At 65.3% G+C, this 15270-nt stretch carries 16 protein-coding genes; 3 read left to right on the forward strand and 13 right to left on the reverse strand.

Features of this window, described 5'->3' with window-relative positions:
* Positions 1-7: 7 nt before the first annotated feature.
* The 7 genes from LOS78_RS11795 to LOS78_RS11825 all read right to left on the reverse strand — a co-directional run bounded on the left by LOS78_RS11795 (position 8) and on the right by LOS78_RS11825 (position 5920).
* Complete coding sequence (locus tag LOS78_RS11795; protein ID WP_230378344.1) at positions 8-706, reverse strand: SDR family oxidoreductase; 699 nt, start codon at positions 704-706, stop codon at positions 8-10.
* Between the two features lie 12 nt (positions 707-718).
* Positions 719-1951 carry an FAD-binding oxidoreductase gene (locus LOS78_RS11800; protein WP_230378345.1) on the reverse strand — a complete coding sequence of 411 codons (1233 nt, stop codon included), beginning with the start codon at positions 1949-1951 and terminating at the stop codon, positions 719-721.
* Between the two features lie 59 nt (positions 1952-2010).
* On the reverse strand, positions 2011-2889 hold the full coding sequence (gene dapA / locus LOS78_RS11805) for a 4-hydroxy-tetrahydrodipicolinate synthase (RefSeq protein WP_028716667.1): 879 nt from the start codon (positions 2887-2889) through the stop codon (positions 2011-2013).
* A gap of 24 nt (positions 2890-2913) precedes the next feature.
* Positions 2914-3585 carry an amino acid ABC transporter permease gene (locus LOS78_RS11810; RefSeq protein WP_198021808.1) on the reverse strand — a complete coding sequence of 224 codons (672 nt, stop codon included), beginning with the start codon at positions 3583-3585 and terminating at the stop codon, positions 2914-2916.
* Between the two features lie 12 nt (positions 3586-3597).
* Positions 3598-4260, reverse strand: coding sequence for an amino acid ABC transporter permease (locus tag LOS78_RS11815; RefSeq protein WP_019351227.1), 663 nt, complete (start codon positions 4258-4260; stop codon positions 3598-3600).
* 8 nt (positions 4261-4268) lie between these two features.
* Positions 4269-5045, reverse strand: coding sequence for an amino acid ABC transporter ATP-binding protein (locus LOS78_RS11820; protein ID WP_305802573.1), 777 nt, complete (start codon positions 5043-5045; stop codon positions 4269-4271).
* Positions 5046-5128: 83 nt separating this feature from the next.
* The gene (locus tag LOS78_RS11825; RefSeq protein WP_230378346.1) at positions 5129-5920 is read right to left on the reverse strand and encodes an ABC transporter substrate-binding protein; all 792 of its coding nucleotides are present in this window, start codon (positions 5918-5920) and stop codon (positions 5129-5131) included.
* A gap of 223 nt (positions 5921-6143) precedes the next feature.
* On the opposite strand from LOS78_RS11825, the gene LOS78_RS11830 reads away from it, so the two are divergent.
* From LOS78_RS11830 to LOS78_RS11840, 3 genes are all read left to right on the forward strand, one after another.
* On the forward strand, positions 6144-6851 hold the full coding sequence (locus LOS78_RS11830; protein WP_230378347.1) for a GntR family transcriptional regulator: 708 nt from the start codon (positions 6144-6146) through the stop codon (positions 6849-6851).
* Positions 6852-7135: 284 nt separating this feature from the next.
* Positions 7136-8101 carry a proline racemase family protein gene (locus LOS78_RS11835; protein ID WP_230378348.1) on the forward strand — a complete coding sequence of 322 codons (966 nt, stop codon included), beginning with the start codon at positions 7136-7138 and terminating at the stop codon, positions 8099-8101.
* A gap of 15 nt (positions 8102-8116) precedes the next feature.
* On the forward strand, positions 8117-9130 hold the full coding sequence (locus tag LOS78_RS11840) for an Ldh family oxidoreductase (protein WP_230378349.1): 1014 nt from the start codon (positions 8117-8119) through the stop codon (positions 9128-9130).
* 34 nt (positions 9131-9164) lie between these two features.
* Here LOS78_RS11840 and LOS78_RS11845 read toward each other — a convergent pair whose 3' ends face one another.
* The 6 genes from LOS78_RS11845 to LOS78_RS11870 all read right to left on the reverse strand — a co-directional run bounded on the left by LOS78_RS11845 (position 9165) and on the right by LOS78_RS11870 (position 15139).
* Complete coding sequence (locus tag LOS78_RS11845; RefSeq protein ID WP_230378350.1) at positions 9165-9953, reverse strand: shikimate dehydrogenase; 789 nt, start codon at positions 9951-9953, stop codon at positions 9165-9167.
* A 126-nt stretch (positions 9954-10079) separates the two neighbouring features.
* Positions 10080-11426 (reverse strand): aspartate aminotransferase family protein, encoded by a 1347-nt coding sequence (locus tag LOS78_RS11850; RefSeq protein ID WP_230378351.1) that lies wholly within the window; start codon positions 11424-11426, stop codon positions 10080-10082.
* On the reverse strand, positions 11423-12511 hold the full coding sequence (locus LOS78_RS11855; RefSeq protein WP_230378352.1) for a phosphotransferase: 1089 nt from the start codon (positions 12509-12511) through the stop codon (positions 11423-11425). Before LOS78_RS11855 ends, LOS78_RS11850 begins: the two co-directional genes overlap by 4 nt.
* A gap of 51 nt (positions 12512-12562) precedes the next feature.
* The gene (locus LOS78_RS11860) at positions 12563-13354 is read right to left on the reverse strand and encodes an ABC transporter permease (RefSeq protein ID WP_230378353.1); all 792 of its coding nucleotides are present in this window, start codon (positions 13352-13354) and stop codon (positions 12563-12565) included.
* Positions 13351-14148, reverse strand: coding sequence for an ABC transporter ATP-binding protein (locus tag LOS78_RS11865; RefSeq protein WP_230378354.1), 798 nt, complete (start codon positions 14146-14148; stop codon positions 13351-13353). The genes LOS78_RS11860 and LOS78_RS11865 overlap by 4 nt, the downstream gene beginning before the upstream one ends.
* Positions 14149-14158: 10 nt before the next feature.
* On the reverse strand, positions 14159-15139 hold the full coding sequence (locus tag LOS78_RS11870; protein ID WP_230378355.1) for an ABC transporter substrate-binding protein: 981 nt from the start codon (positions 15137-15139) through the stop codon (positions 14159-14161).
* Between the last annotated feature and the right edge of the window lie 131 nt (positions 15140-15270).

The raw sequence follows: 15270 nt of genomic DNA on the forward strand, positions 1-15270 counted from the left end.
TTGTTCCTCACATATGCCGGGTCAGACCGCCATCGACCCGAAGGCTCTGGCCGGTGATGTAGCTTGAATCGTCGGTCAGCAGGAAAGCGGCGGCCTTGGCCTGTTCCTCGACCTTGCCGATGCGTTTCAGCGCCGTCAGGTCGCCGAATTTCTCAACGTCCAGGCTGTCGGTGAAGCCCGGAAGCAGGCAGTTCATGCGGATGTTTTCCGGCCCGTAGCGGTCGGCGTAGAGCTTGGTAAAGGACGACACCCCGGCGCGATAGACGCAGGAGGCCGGAAACCACAGCGAGGGTTCGAAGGCCGCATAGGTGGTGATGTTGACGATCGAGCCGCCGCCCTGCGCCTGCATGATCGGCGTCACCAGCCGCGCCATGCGGACGACCGATTTCACGATCATATCGTTGGCAAGGTCCCAGTTTTCATCCGTGATCTCAAGCAGATCGCCTTTCGGCGGGTGGCCGGTATGGTTCAGCACCGCGTCGATGCGGCCATAGCTGGACATCGCCAGATCGACGATGCCCTTCAGGTCCTCGGCGCTTTGCGCGACCCCGCGCCGGGCCACGCCGCCCAGCTCCGCCGCCAGCGTCTCGCAGCTTTCCGAGGGCGACATCAGCGCCAGGCGGTAGCCGCGGGTCTGCATCTCGCGCGCGACGGCGGCACCCATGCCGCGGCCGCCGCCGGTGATCAGACAAACCTTCTGGGTCATGGGGACTCCCTTTCAGAAACGGTCGATGCGATAGGGGCGCATGTCGATGGGCGGGGGCGCCCCGGTGATCAGGTCGCCCATCAGCCTGGCATTGGTCGCGGCATAGGTCACGCCCAGATGGCCGTGGCCGGTGGCATAGAACACGCCCGGCACCTTGCCCGAGGCCGACATGACCGGCACGGTATCGGGGAAGGCCGGCCGGTGGCCCATCCATTCGGTGAAATCCTCGCAACGCAGGTTCGGCAGCGCCTCGCGCGCGCGCTTCACGGTGATCTTGCTGCGCCGATAGTCGGGCGGCGCGTCCAGCCCCGCCATCTCGACCGTGCCGCCGACGCGGATGCCGCCCGCGGTGGGCGTGACCATGAAGGCGCGGGCGGGCCAGATGATCGAATGCCGCATCGAGATGCCGGGCGCCATGATCTGGGTGTGATAGCCGCGCTCGGTCTCCAGCGGCATCGGCTCGCCCAGCAGTTTCGAGAGCCGGGCGCTATGGGCGCCGGCGCAGATCACCACTTCGTCGGCAGGGATGGTGCGGCCGTCCGTCAGCCGCACGGCGGTGATGCGGTCGCTGCGGTCGAAGCCGGCGACCTCGCCGCGCTCGATGCGGCCGCCAAGCGCGGCGAAGCGGTCGGCAAGGGCGACGACCAGCCGATGCGGGTCGCGCAGGCTGCGGTTCTGCGGGAACAGCACGGCGATGCCGATGCTGTCCGACAGTTCCGGCTCCAATTCGCGGGCCTCGGCGCCGGTCAGCCGCCGGTGCGGAAAGCCGAAGCGTTCGAGGATCTCGATATGCTCGCGGTCGGCGCGGAATTCGGCCTCGTCGCTGTAAAGCGACAGGCAGCCTTCCTCGGTCAGCTCGCCCTCAAGGCCCGTTTCGCGCAGCAGCGGCAGCAGGTCGTCATAGACGCGCGCGCACAGCGCCGCGCCCTGCGCCTCCAGCTGGCGCAGCTTCGAGGGGCGCGAGGCGGCGATGAACCGCATGAACCAGGGGATCAGTTTCGGCATGTAAGCGGGGCTGACGCGCACCGGGCCTTCGGGGTCCAGCATCCAGCCGGGGATCTGTTTCCAGACCGAGGGGCGCGAGGCGGGCATGAATTCCGTCACCGCGATCGAGGCCATGTTGCCATAGGAGGCGCCGCGCCCGACCTCGCCCTTGTCCAGCAGGATGACCTGCCGGCCGCGCTTTTGCAGCTCATAGGCAAGGCTTGTCCCGATGATGCCCGCGCCGACGATGACCGTGGCCATGCTTGTCCTCCTCCCGTTGATCGTGGGCCGGGCGGGGTCCGCCGCCCGGCCGGGTTGGCTTACCAGTTCAGGATCGGCTCCATGGCGGCGCGGAAATCGGCCTTTTCCTCATCCGTCAGCGGGCCAAGGGGCGCCCGGCATTCGCCGACCGGCATGCCCTGGATCTCGCAGCCGTATTTCAGCTTCTGCACGAACTTGCCCGATTCCAGAATGTTCATCGCGGTATAAAGCGTCGCCATCTGCGCGCGCGCCTTGTCGAGGTCGCCAGAGCGATAGGTGCGGTCGAGGTCGCAGACCGCCTTGGCCATGCAGTTCGCCGGCCCGCAGATCCAGGCGTCGGCGCCCCAGAACATGAAGTCCAGCGCGATGTCGTCCGAGCCCGAGACCAGCTGGATGCGGTCCTTGTAGCGGGTGGCGATGCCGATGGCGCGCTGCAGCGAGCCCGAGCTTTCCTTGATGCCGATGATGCGCGGATCGTCGGCCAGCGCGTCCAGCACCTCCCAGCCCAGCTCGATGCCGTCCTTGTCCGGGTAGCTGTAAAGCACGATGGGCATGTCGGTGGCTTCCAGCACCGTCTGGAAATGCTTGATCAGCTCGGCCTGCGTCGGCTTGGTGTAGAAGGGCGTCGCCAGCAGCACGGCATCATAGCCCATTTCCTTGGCGCGCAGCGTGTTGGCGATGACGCCGGCGGTCGAGGGCGCGTTGGTGCCGGCGATCAGGATCTCGCCCGGCTTGGCGAAGTCCTTGACGAATTTCAGCACGCTGTCGCGTTCCTCGTCGGACATGAAGTTGTATTCGCCCGAGGAGCCGCAGGGCACCCAGCCCGAGACGCCGGCTTCGCGCAGGTTGGTCAGCAGCTTCTCGAAAGCGGCGAAGTCGATCTTGCCGGCCGCGTCGAAGGGCGTGACAAGGGCGGGCATGACACCTTGCAGTTTCATGGTGTTTCCTTTCTTTTCAGATGATTATGCAGAGAATTTGCGCAGCAGCTTCTGCTCGACGACGGTGACGGCCCGCGTCAGGGGGAAGGCGATGACGAAGTAGATGCCGGCAACCACGGTCAGCACCTCGACCGGGCGGGCCGTGTTGTTCGAGATGTTCTGGCCGATGAACATCAGGTCGGCCATGCCCACCGCCGAGACCAGCGCGCTTTCCTTGAACAGCGACACGGCGTTGGACAGCAGCGTCGGCACGGCGCGCAGCACCGCCTGGGGCAGGATCACGTTCACGATCTGCGCCGCACGCGGCAGGCCAAGCGCCACGCAGGCATCCATCTGCTCGCGGCCCACCGAACGCAGCGAGGCGCGGAAGGTCTCGGAGGTGATCGCACCCATGTAGAGCGTCAATGCGATGGTGGCCGAGACGAAGTTCGAGAACTCGACCCCCAGGATCAGCGGCAGGCAGAAGAAGATCCAGAACAGCTGGATCAGCACCGGCGTGCCCCGGAACAGTTCGACATAAAGGCCCAGCAGGCCGCGGACGAAGGCATTGCCGCTGCTGCGCAGCAAGCCGATGACGAAGCCCAGCGAGGTGCCCAGGACGATGCACAGCAAGGTCAGCTTGATCGTGGTCCACAGCCCGATGGCCAGCGCATCGGTAAAGCGCAGCAGGATCGAGAAATCCAGTGTCATACCCATGATCGGTCCCCCTTACGAATGGCTCTGCCGGCGCTCCAGCCAGTTCACGAACTGGCCGACCGGGTAGGAGATGGCGAGATAGATCAGGGCGACGACCGTGAAGGTCTCGATCGGGCGATAGGTGGCCGTGGCCAGCGTCTTGCCCTGATACATCAGGTCGGCGACGCCGACGATGGCGACCAGCGCGCTTTGCTGGAAGATGCCGATGCCGTTGGTCAAGAGCACCGGCACCGAATTGCGCAGGGCCTGCGGCAGCACGATGTTCAGGATCCGCTGCGTCGGCGACAGACCCAGGGCGATGCCGGCATCCAGATGCTCGCGCGGCACCGCCTGGATCGAGGCGCGATAGGCTTCGGCATTGAAGGCGGTCAGGTTCAGGCCCAGGGCGATGATGCCCATGAAGACCGGGCCCCAGAACACGTTGAAGATCATCGGCACGCAATAGAAGAACCAGACGATCTGGACGATGGCCGGGGTGCAGCGGAAGAATTCCACGAACAGCATCGACGGCCAGCGCAGGAGGGCAAGCTTGCTGGTGGTCAGCAGGGCCAGCGCGAAACCGGCGATGACGCCGATGACATTGGCGGCCAGCGTCAGCTGCAGCGTCACCCAAAGCCCGTCCATGAGCGGGCCCATGTTCCGGGTGACCGCTCCCAAGTCGAGTGTGTAATCCATGACGCGCCTCAGGCCTTGATATGGAAGACGCGGTTGATGAATTCGCGGGTGCGTTCCTCCTTGGGATCGCCCAGCACCTGCTCGGGCGGGCCGTCCTCGACCACCACGCCGCCGGCGCAGAAGATCACCCGGCTGGCGACGTTGCGGGCAAACCACATGTCATGGGTCACCATCATCATCGGCATGCCCTGTTCGGCCAGCTGCAGGATCACCGCCTCGACTTCCGCCACCAGTTCCGGGTCGAGCGCCGAGGTCACCTCGTCGAAGAGCATCAGCCGCGGGTCCAGCATCAGCGCGCGGGCGATGGCGACGCGCTGCTTCTGGCCGCCCGACAGCTGGCTGGGATAGGCGTCGGCCTTGGCGCCCAGGCCGAAACGCTCCAGGATCTTCTGTCCGCGCTCGCGGGCCGAGGCGCGGCTTTCGCCGTTCACCTTGCGCGGGGCGAGGATCAGGTTTTCCATGATGCTCAGATGCGGGAACAGGGTGTAATGCTGGAAGACCATGCCGATTTGCTTGCGCACCTCGGTGTCGATGACGGTCTTGCCGCCCTTGGTCGAGATATAGGGCTTGCCGCCGAAGCGGATCTCGCCGCCCTGGATCTGTTCCAGCCCCATGACCACGCGCAAGAGCGTCGACTTGCCGCCGCCCGAGGGGCCGATGACCACGACGCGCTCGCCCGGCATCATCTCGATGTTGAGGCCCTTGAGAACCTGGATGTTCGGACCATAGCTCTTGTGAAGGTCGTGGATCTCGACCAGCGCAGACCCGTCCTGCATATCCGCCATAAGCCTCTCTCCCGAATATGGCTGTTCCGCGAACCGCCGCCTCCCGCGGCGGTTCGTTGTTTGCATGTCTTGTGGGGTTGGTCTCAGTTCCCGCTTGCGGCCAGAACCTCGTCGGCCGCCTTGGTGATCAGCGCATCGACGGCGCCGGTGGCGACCTTTTCCTCAAGGAAGATGTCCACGACGGCCACGTCCGAGGCGCGCAGGCTCAGCGGCAGGCCGAAGGACACGCCCTGCTTGGCCAGCGCCGGTTCGGGGTTCAGGGCGACCGCCCAGTCCGGGTTCGCCTGCGTGAACAGCAGGTTGGTGTCCGAGGCGTCGACGATGATATCGGCGCGGCGCGACTGCACGGCCAGGCGGGTCTCGTCGGCCGAGGGCAGGCGCAGGATGGTCGCGTTCTTGACCGCGGCCGAGATCGCCTTGTCCTGGGCGGTCCCGGCCATGACCGCCATGGTGACGCCGGCCACGTCGACATCCGCGACCGAAACCGGGTTCGCCGGGATCTTGGGGTTGTCCTTGTTGTAGACGAGCGAGATCTGGTATTCCATCGCCGGGATCGAGAACTGCACCGCCATGGCGCGCACCGGGGTGCGGTTCAGCGCCAGCGACATGTCCCACTTCCCGGCCTGAAGCCCGGCCACGATATTGTCCCAGGTGGTGTCGACGAATTCCGGCTGCACCTCCAGCACGGCGGCGAATTCGCGGCAGAGATCGGCGTAGAAGCCGGAATACTCGCCCGTTGCCGGATCGCGCATCACATAGGGCGGGGCGACGGCGGCGCCGCAGCGCAGCTTGCCGGCACTTTGAACCTTCTGCCAGTAGCCACCGGTTTCCTGGGCAGAGGCAACGCCTGCCGAGAGCGCGACGGCCAAGGCCATGATTGACGCCGGTTTCGAGATTTTCCTCATCAGCGTGTCCAGTCTCCTCCTGATCGTTGGACGGCTAATCTGTCGTCTTTGCGGCATTCCACTTGTCAACAACGTGCCGACATAAAAACAGCATGCCGACACAATGACGGCACGTCAATAAAAACTTTGTGTCGACAACACTGGCGCCGTCGCCCTATCATCGGGTGCATAAAACACCGGCAGGAGAACGCGTTTGGCCGACGAAGCTGAGATCAGGCATGCCAAGGGGACGGGCTGGCGCTTTGTCTACCAGACCTTGCACGACGAGATTCTGTCCCTGGTTCTGGAGCCGGGGGCGCTTCTGGACGAGACGACATTGGCCGAGCGATTCGGCATGTCGCGCTCACCCATCCGCGAGGCGCTGATCCGCCTGTCGGGCGACGACCTGGTGGTGACGCTGTCGAACCGCTCGACCATCGTGGCGCCGATCGACGTGCTGAGCTTTCCGAAATATGTCGAGGCGCTGGACTTGGCGCAGCGCATGAACACACGCCTGGCCGCCGAATTGCGCAGCGAGGCCGACCTGAAGGCCATTGCCGCGCGGCAGAAAGAGTTCGAGGCGGCGGTCAAGAGCGGCAACCACCTGCTGATGTCCGAGGCGAACAAGCAGTTCCACATGGCCATTGCCACCGCCGGCCGAAATCCCTATCTGGCCGCCTTCTACGAGCGGCTGCTGAATCAGGGCCGCCGCATGCTGCACCTGCATTTCGACTATATCGAGCGCAGCAACGACAGCTATCTGCTGACGGACGAGCATACCGAGATGCTGGAGGCCATCCGGGCGCGGGATGTCGAGCGGGCCGATGCGCTGGCCCATGCCCATACCCGGCAGTTCCGCGACAACTTCATCGAGTTCATGAAGGAAAACTATTCGCAGAACTTCTCCTTCGTCGGGAAGTAGGCACCCGATCTCCCGCGATGAGCCTGACTGACCCGGCATTCTGATGCCGGGTTTTTCCGTTCTGCTCCTGCGAGGGCGAATTTCCATGTTGCCGTCATAGAATCGTTGACGGTGCCGACATTCAGGCGACATATTGTTGGCGACACGTAGTCGGCAGTTGACCCACCTTTTCGCATCGCCGCCGGTCGGGGCCAAACCGTGCAGGGCGGGGGACATCGCGCGGCAAGGCGACCATGCGGCCCGGCTGCGGATCGCGTCAGAAACCTGTCCTGAAAGGAGACGAGATGCGCTGGAAGCGGACCCTGAACGTCGTCGACAGCCATTGCGAGGGCGAGATCGGCCGGGTGATCACCGGAGGGATCGGGCAGGTTCCCGGCCAGACCATGTTCGACAAGAAGCTCTGGCTTGAAAGCAACCTGGACGAGATCCGCAAGCTGGTGCTGTTCGAGCCGCGCGGTGCGGTCTGGCACAATGCCAACATCATCCTGCCGTCCAACCACCCGGAAGCGGCGATGGGCTACGTCATCCTCGAGACGACGGAATATCCGGCCATGTCCGGCTCGAACACGATCTGCGTGGCGACCGTCCTGCTGGAAACCGGCATTCTGCCGATGGTCGAGCCGGTGACCGAACTGGTGCTCGAGGCGCCCGCCGGGCTGATCCGGGTCCGTTGCGAATGCCGGGACGGCAAGGTGTTGAGCGTCCGCTTGGTCAACCAGCCCGCCTTCTGCTATCACCGGGACGCCATGGTCGAGGCGGCCGACCTGGGCTTTGCCATCGAACCGCACGAGGCCCGCGACCTTTGCGACCTGGGTCAGCGCCTGAAGGCGGCGGCGGTCGAGCAATTGCCTGTCGCCTATCCCGGCAACCCCGACATGCCGGGGATCACCAATACCGAGTTCATGGGGCCGCTTCGCCGCGAAAACGGCTGCCTGGTGGCGCGCAATACGGTCGTCGTCTCGCCCGGACGCTGCGACCGCTCGCCCTGCGGCACCGGCTCTTCGGCGCGGCTGGCGCTGATGCATGCCCGCGGCGAGATCAAGCCGGGAGAGACCTTCATCCACGAATCGATCACCGGCAGCCGCTTCACCTGCCAGATCGACGGGCTGACCCGGCTTGCGCAATACGATGCGGTGATCCCCGCCATCGCCGGGCAGGCCTGGATCACCGGCCTTTATCAGATGGGGCTCGACCCGACGGATCCCTATCCCGAGGGCTTCACGCTTGCCGACACCTGGTTCGACGGTTGACCGAGAGATGACATGATGACCTTTGCCCTTGACCCGAATGCCACGCATATCCCGTTCGACCTGCTGGTCCTGCGCCTGCGAAGCCTGCTGGAGGAGGCGGGTGCCTCGGAAGAGGTGGCGGCGATCCTTGCCCGGAACTGCGCGGCGTGCGAGCGCGACGGCACCTTCAGCCATGGCGTGTTTCGCATCCCCGGCTATCTTGCGACCTTGCGCAGCGGCTGGGTGGACGGCCATGCGCAACCGCAGATCGCTCGTGTCGGCGCATCCTATCTGCGCATCGACGCCATGAACGGCTTCGCCCAGCCGGCCCTGGAGGCCGCAAGCGAGGACATCCGGGCCATGATCGGGGAAAGCGGCGCCGCGATCGTCGCGCTGCGCAATTCGCATCATTTCAGCGCGCTCTGGCCCGATGTCGAGCCCTGGGCCGATGCCGGGCTGGTTGCCCTGACCATGGTGACCGGAGGGCCGGCCGTCATGCCGAGGGGCGTCGCCCGGCCGGTTTTCGGCACCAATCCGATTGCCTTCGCCACGCCGGTCGAGGGCGGCCTGCCCATCGCGATGGATTTCGCCACCTCGTTCATGTCGCAGGGCGACCTGCGCATCGCGCGGGATGAAGGGCGGCGCGTTCCTCTTGGCACCGGGATCGGGCGGCAGGGCAGGGATACGGAAGACCCCGCGGAAATCCTGGACGAGGGCGGCATCCTGCCCTTCGGCGGCCACAAGGGCGCCCTGTTGTCCCTGATGGTCGAGCTGCTCGCCTCGGCCCTGACCGGCGGGCCCTTCTCGCATGAGGTGGATATGTCCTCGGCGCCGGGGGCCGAGATTCCGCGCACCGGGCAGTTGCTGATCGTGCTGGATCCGCAACGCGGCGGCAACGATCAGTTCGGCCGCCGCGTCGCCGGGCTGGTGCAGATGCTGCGCGACGCGGGAATGACGCGCTTGCCCGGCGACCACCGCTACCGGCGGCGTTCCGAAGCGGCCGGGCGGGGAATCCCCGTAACCCCCGCGATCCGGGAATTGTTCGCCTGACGACATCGAGACCGACGGGCATGTGCCGTCCGGGTCAGTAGCCGAAGAATTGCAGCATCAGCTCAAGCTGGCTGTCCAGCATCGGCGCGCCGTAACGGATCTGGCAGCCCTTCGCCTGCGCGGCGCGCAGCAGCGGGGTTTCGCGCGGCTTCATGATGATGTCGGCGACAAGGATGTCGGGGCGCAATCGGGACAGATCGACCGGCGCCGGATCGGTTTCCGGGTGCAGCCCGCAGGGCGAGGCATTGACCAGCAGCTCGATCCCCTCCAGATCGTTCGACCCTGCGGTGGCACGCAGCTGCGGATAGCTTGCGGCGATCCTGTCGGCCAGCGATTGCGCGCGGGCCACGTCGGGATCATGCACCCGCAACGAGGCCACCCCGCTGCGGGCCAGGCCGAAGGCAATGGCGCGCCCGGCGCCGCCGGCGCCCAGAAGCAGCGCCTCGCGTCCTCTGGCATCGGCACCGCCCTGCAGCAGCCCTTGCAGGAAGCCGCGGCCATCGAAATTCTCGGCCACTATGGTGCCGTCCTCTTCCCGGCGGACGGTGTTCGCGGCGCCAAGCTCCATCGCTTCATCGCCGACGCGATCGGCCAGTTCTGCCACCTGTTCCTTCAGCGGCACGCTGACCACCATGCCGCCCAGGTTGCGCATCCGCTTCATCGCCTGCCAGGCGGCGGCGAAGTCTGCCGGCGCGTAATGAACCGGCACCATTACTGCGTCGATGCCCCGCGCCCTGAATAACGGGTTCAGCACCTCGGGGGTGCGGACGTGGTGGATCGGGTCCGCGAGCATGAAGAAGATCCGGGTTTTGCCGGTGATCATTCGTCCGTCCCTTTGTCTGCGAGCTCATCCTGCCAGCCGCCGGCCCTGCAATCCGGTTCCGCGGCTGGTTTGTGCATGCCTTGATCGGCGGCGGCGCGCGCCTCTTGCCCGCGCCGGCGCGTTTGGTCAGATCGCAGCCAGTGCGTTGCGGGTTTCGGTCAGCAGCCGGTCCACGTCACTTTCCGAGAACACCAGCGGCGGCCGGATCTTCAGGGTATTGGCGTGATGGCCGGTCGCCGAGATCAGCACCCGCCGCTGCCGCAGGCCGTCGATCACGGCCAGGGCCGTCGCCGAATCCGGTTCCTTGCTGTCGTGGTCCCTGACGAATTCGACCCCGATATAGAGGCCCGCGCCGCGCACATCGCCGATGCGCCCGTCTTCCTTGGCAATCTGGCGGAAACCGTCCTGGATCATCGCGCCGATCCGGGCGGCGTTTTCCTGCAACCCGTCGTCGCGGATCACGTCGAAGGTCGCCTGCGCCGCCGCGATGGCCACGGTATTGCCGCCGAAGGTGTTGAAATAGCGCATTTCGTTGCCGAAACGCTCGACCACCTCGCCGCGCAGCGCGACCGCCGCGACCGGAAAGCCGTTGCCCATCGGCTTGCCCATGGTGACGATGTCCGGCACCTGGCCGTGGCGCTGGAACCCCCAGAGCCGGTCGCCCGAACGGCCGAAGCCCGCCTGCACCTCGTCGGCGATGACCACGCCGCCGGCGGCATGGACGACCTCGGTAATCTGCTGGAGGATGTCGGTCGGATGGGCATAGATGCCATCCGAGGAGAACAGCGAATCCGCGATGAAGGCGGCGATGCCTTCGCCGCGACGTTCCAACTCGTCGATCTCGTGCCGGACCTGCCGGGCCAGTCGGGCGCCGATCTCGGACGGGTCCATGCGATAGGAGTCGGGTGTGGATATGCGGCGCACCCATTGCCCCAGCGGGCTTTTCCTGCCCAGCGAAGGCGACAGGCCCGCCGTCAGATGGGAATTGCCGGTATAGGCTTCCGAGGTGATGACGATGCCCTTGCGCCCGGTCTGGTGCATGGCGATGCGCAGCGCCAGATCATTCGCCTCGGAGCCGGTGCAGGTGAACATGATATGTTCGATCGGTTCGCCGAAACTCGGCACGATCTGTTCGGCGAATTCCAGGATTTCGTCCTGCACATAACGGGTATGGGTGCAGAGCGTCTGCATCTGCCGATGCACCGCCTCGACCACGCGCGGGTTGCAATGACCCACCGAGACGACGTTGTTATAGGCGTCCAGATATTCGTTGCCGTCGCGGTCCCACAGCCTGGTGCCCAGGGCGCGGCTGATCTGCACCGGATCGGCATACATCAGGCGATAGGCGGGACCCAGCAGGCGGCGGCGCCGGCGGATCAGATCCTGCATCGCCGGATCCAGGTTGCCCATGTTGTCCGGGTCGAAGCCGTTCACCATGCCGATGTTGATCCGGGGCTTGTCCTGCGCATTCATATCCGTGCTTCCTCTGTCGTGCGGGCCGCCTCGTTTGCGGCGCTTGGGGCGAATGTCCGGCTGATTTCGTCCAGCGGCAGGCTGAGAAACTGGTGCAGCTGCTTCCAGCCCTGATGGGTGTTTCGCATGATATAGGGCTCATTATCCGGGAATTGCCCGGCCCGCCATGTCGTGATCAGCGCGCGGGCGATGACCCGGGCCATGATCAGATGCGGCAGGACTTCCAGCTCGTCCGGGGTCAGGTCGGCCACCGAGAGATAGCCGCCCAGCAAGTCGCGGCCATGATCGAACATCGCCGGCCCGCCCTCGGGATCGAGTTGATTGAGCAGCGCGGTCGAAAGATCGATCACGATATAGGTGCGCACCGCATCGCCGAAATCGATCACGCCAGCGACGAAAGCCGGATCGTTTCGGTCGATGACGATGTTGGAGCGGCTGAAATCGTTGTGCAGCACCTGACGGCGGCAGGCTTTCAGCCTGCTCTCGATCTGGTGGAAGCGTTCCATCCCTTCGGCCAGCATGGCGCGATGTTCGGGATCGGCCACGCCGTCCAGCAGGAAGGCGAGCTTCGGCAGGTGCTGGACGTCCCAGGCGATTTCTCGGCTGTCATGCGGATGCGAGAAATCCGCCATGGCAAGCCGCAACCGTGCCAGGGTGGCGCCGACCCTGGCCCGTTCCTCGGCGGTCGAGGCGATCCGGTCCAGCGGCGTGCCCTCCAGATAGGTCAGCATCCGCACCATGCGCGGCTGGCCGTGGCTGTCGGTGATGGTGAAGAAGCCCTTGCCATCGCGGTTGCGCATCACGCGCGGCACCGGCAGGCCGGGATCGACGCGCGCCAGATGATCCAGCAGATCGGTCTGCAGCGACAGTTCGGCAGGATCCTCGTCGGGGTTCGAGACCTTGACGATGAAGCGATCCCCCTTGGGCGTGGCCAGCCGGAAGGTGTCGTCCTTTTCGGTGTCCAGGCGTTGCAGGGTGCCGGTCACGCCATAATGCGCATCCAGCACCGCCAGCGCCTCCTCGACGGGGATCGACCTGAACGGCGTGGCAAGACCGCCTGCCGACAGAAGGTTGGTTGAGGACATGGAATGCCTTTCGGATCGGCTTGGAAAAAGGGGGCGGGCGCCCCCAAAGGTTCAGGCGTTTGGCTGGCGTTGCGAGCTGTGCCAGGGCAGGGCGATCCGTTCCATCACGTCGACGGCATAGAACAGGATCGTGCCCATCACCCCCAAGAGCACCAGCGAGACGAAGACCCGCGTGGTGTCGAACTGGCCCTGTGCGGTCAGGACCAGGAAGCCCAGGCCGCGGCCGCCGGCGACGAACTCTCCGACGATGGCGCCGACCAGCGCGAAGGAGATGCCGACCTTCATGCCGGAAAACAGCGAGGGCAGGGCGTTCGGCACCCGGATCTTGTAGATGATGTCGAATTTCGAGGCCCGCGTCGCCTTGCCGAGGTTCAGCATGTCCGGGTCGACCGAGCGCAGGCCCAGCACCGTGTTGATGACGATGGGAAAGATCGCCAGCATCACCGCCACCGCCAGTTGCGACGACATGCCGGTGCCCAGCCAGATCACGAACAGCGGCGCCAGCGCCACCTTGGGAACCGAGTTGATGGCGATGAGCAGGGTGTAGACCGTGCGTTCAAGGAACTTCGACTGCACGATGCCGACGGCCATGACCACGCCCAGCACCACGGAAATGGCAAAGGCCAGGCCGGTGGTCATCAGCGTGTAAAGCATGTTGCGGATGAACACCCAGGGGCTTTGCATGAAGGCCGCCCAGATCGCCGAGGGGGCGGGCAGGATGATCGCCGGCGGATGGAACAGCCGCACGGCCAGTTCCCACAGCAGGATGGTTCCCAGAAGCACCAGGACGATGTCCAGCGAGCGGTTGTCCCGCATGATTTTCGCGATGAGGCTGTTCTTCATTCCTTGAGCACTCCCAATTCGGCGAAATGGTGACGGATACGCTGGGCATAGACGCCGAAGGCATCGGATTCGCGCACCGACAGCGGGCGCGGCCGGGGCAGGTCCACGTCGAACACATCGACAATGCGGCCGGGCGTGCGCGACATCATCACCACGCGGTCGGCCAGGAAGACCGCCTCGGAAATCGAATGGGTGATGAAGATCACCGTCTTGTTCGTTTCCTGCCACATCCGGGCCAGTTCGACGTTCAGATCGTCGCGGGTCATCGCGTCCAGCGCGCCGAAAGGCTCGTCCATCAGCAGAAGGTCGGGATCGCAAAGCAGCGCCCGGCAGATCGAGGCGCGCTGCCTCATGCCGCCCGACAGCTCCCAGGGATGGCGTTTTTCATAGCCCTTGAGCCCGAAGCGCTCCAGCAGCTGCAGGGCGCGTTCGCGGTATTGCTCGCGCGGATGGCCCAGGAACTCGGCCTGCAACAGCACGTTGTCGAGGATGGTGCGCCAGTCCAGCAGGACGTCGCGCTGGAACACCACGCCCATGCGATCCGGCGGGCCGGACAGCGGCTTGCCGGACACGGTGATGCCGCCCGAGGTGATGTTTTCCAGCCCGGCCAGGCATTTCAGCAGCGTGCTCTTGCCGCAGCCGCTGGGCCCGACGATGCTGAGGAACTCGCCCGGGCGCACGTCCAGGTTGATGTCGCTGAGCGCAACGACGGGCCCGTGCTGCGACGGGTAGGTCTTGCCCGCGCCCCTGATGCGCAGATAGGTGTCGGGGGTGGTGTCGGCCATCATGTTCATGCTCACCGCCTCATTCCGGGATCAGGTCGTTGGTGAAATAATCGGCGACCTGCCAGCCGGGGTTGACCACGCCGGCGCGCTCCATGCCCTTCAGCGCGGCTTCCCAATCCTCGTCCGCCTGCCAGCCGATCGGCTTGCCTTCGGTCGCCGGCGTGTCGAAATATTCCACGGTCAGGCGGATCTGTTCGCGCAGGACGTCCGGGTTCAGCATGGCATCGGGGCGCTGGGCCAGCATCGCCTCGACGCCCAGGTCGGGATTCCTGGCGATTTCCGCCCAGGCGCGCTGCTGGACCTCGGCCAGTTTCTTCAGCGCATCCGCCCGGTTCTCGATCGTGTCGTCCGAGGCGACAAGGCCGTAGCTGGGGAAATACAGATCGGCGGAATCCGAGGTCAGGCACTTGGACGGCCGCTGCGCCTCGGCCAGGGGCAGGGCCGAGGCGACGGTGGACATCATCGCGTCCGCGCGCCCCGAGGTATAGGTGCCCCACAGCGCCGAGGCATCGACGAATTCGATGGTGGTGTTGTTGCGGTCCAGACCGCCCGCGGCGAGGAAGGTGTCGATATAGGGCGTCCATGGGCTGGCGGCAAAGACGACCACCTTCTTGCCCTTGAGATCCGCGATCTGCTCGATGGGCGCGTCCTTGTCGACCAGCACGCAAAGATCGGTGCGGCGGTCCCAGCCGGCGATACCCTTGACCTTGGCGCCGCCCTGACGCGCCGCGGGGATCAGGCCCAGCTGGATCTGGCCGACATCGGCCTGCCCGGCATTGACCAGCTGCAAGGTATTGCCCGAGCCGCGCCCGTCCTGCACGTCCACGTCCAGCCCGGCCTCGTCGAACCAGCCCTGTTGCTGCGCAAGGTGCATGGCGGCGTGACTGCCCCAGGGCGAGAAGTCCAGCCGCACGGTCAGCTTGTCCTGCGCCAGGGCAGGCCCGGCAAGGATCAGCAGCGCGGCGACGGCGGCTGACGGCGAAATCTGCATCTTTCTCATTCGTCCTCTCCTGTTGTGCGGCCTGCGGCGAATCGCCGGCGGCTGTTCTTGTTTCCAATGTATTAATAGCACCACTAGTCCAATTATAATCAAGTTTCTTTGGTGTATTCGGAAAAAATAAACTTTAATAT

Origin of the sequence: Paracoccus sp. MA, assembly GCF_020990385.1 — a bacterium.
Classification (GTDB): Bacteria; Pseudomonadota; Alphaproteobacteria; order Rhodobacterales; family Rhodobacteraceae; genus Paracoccus.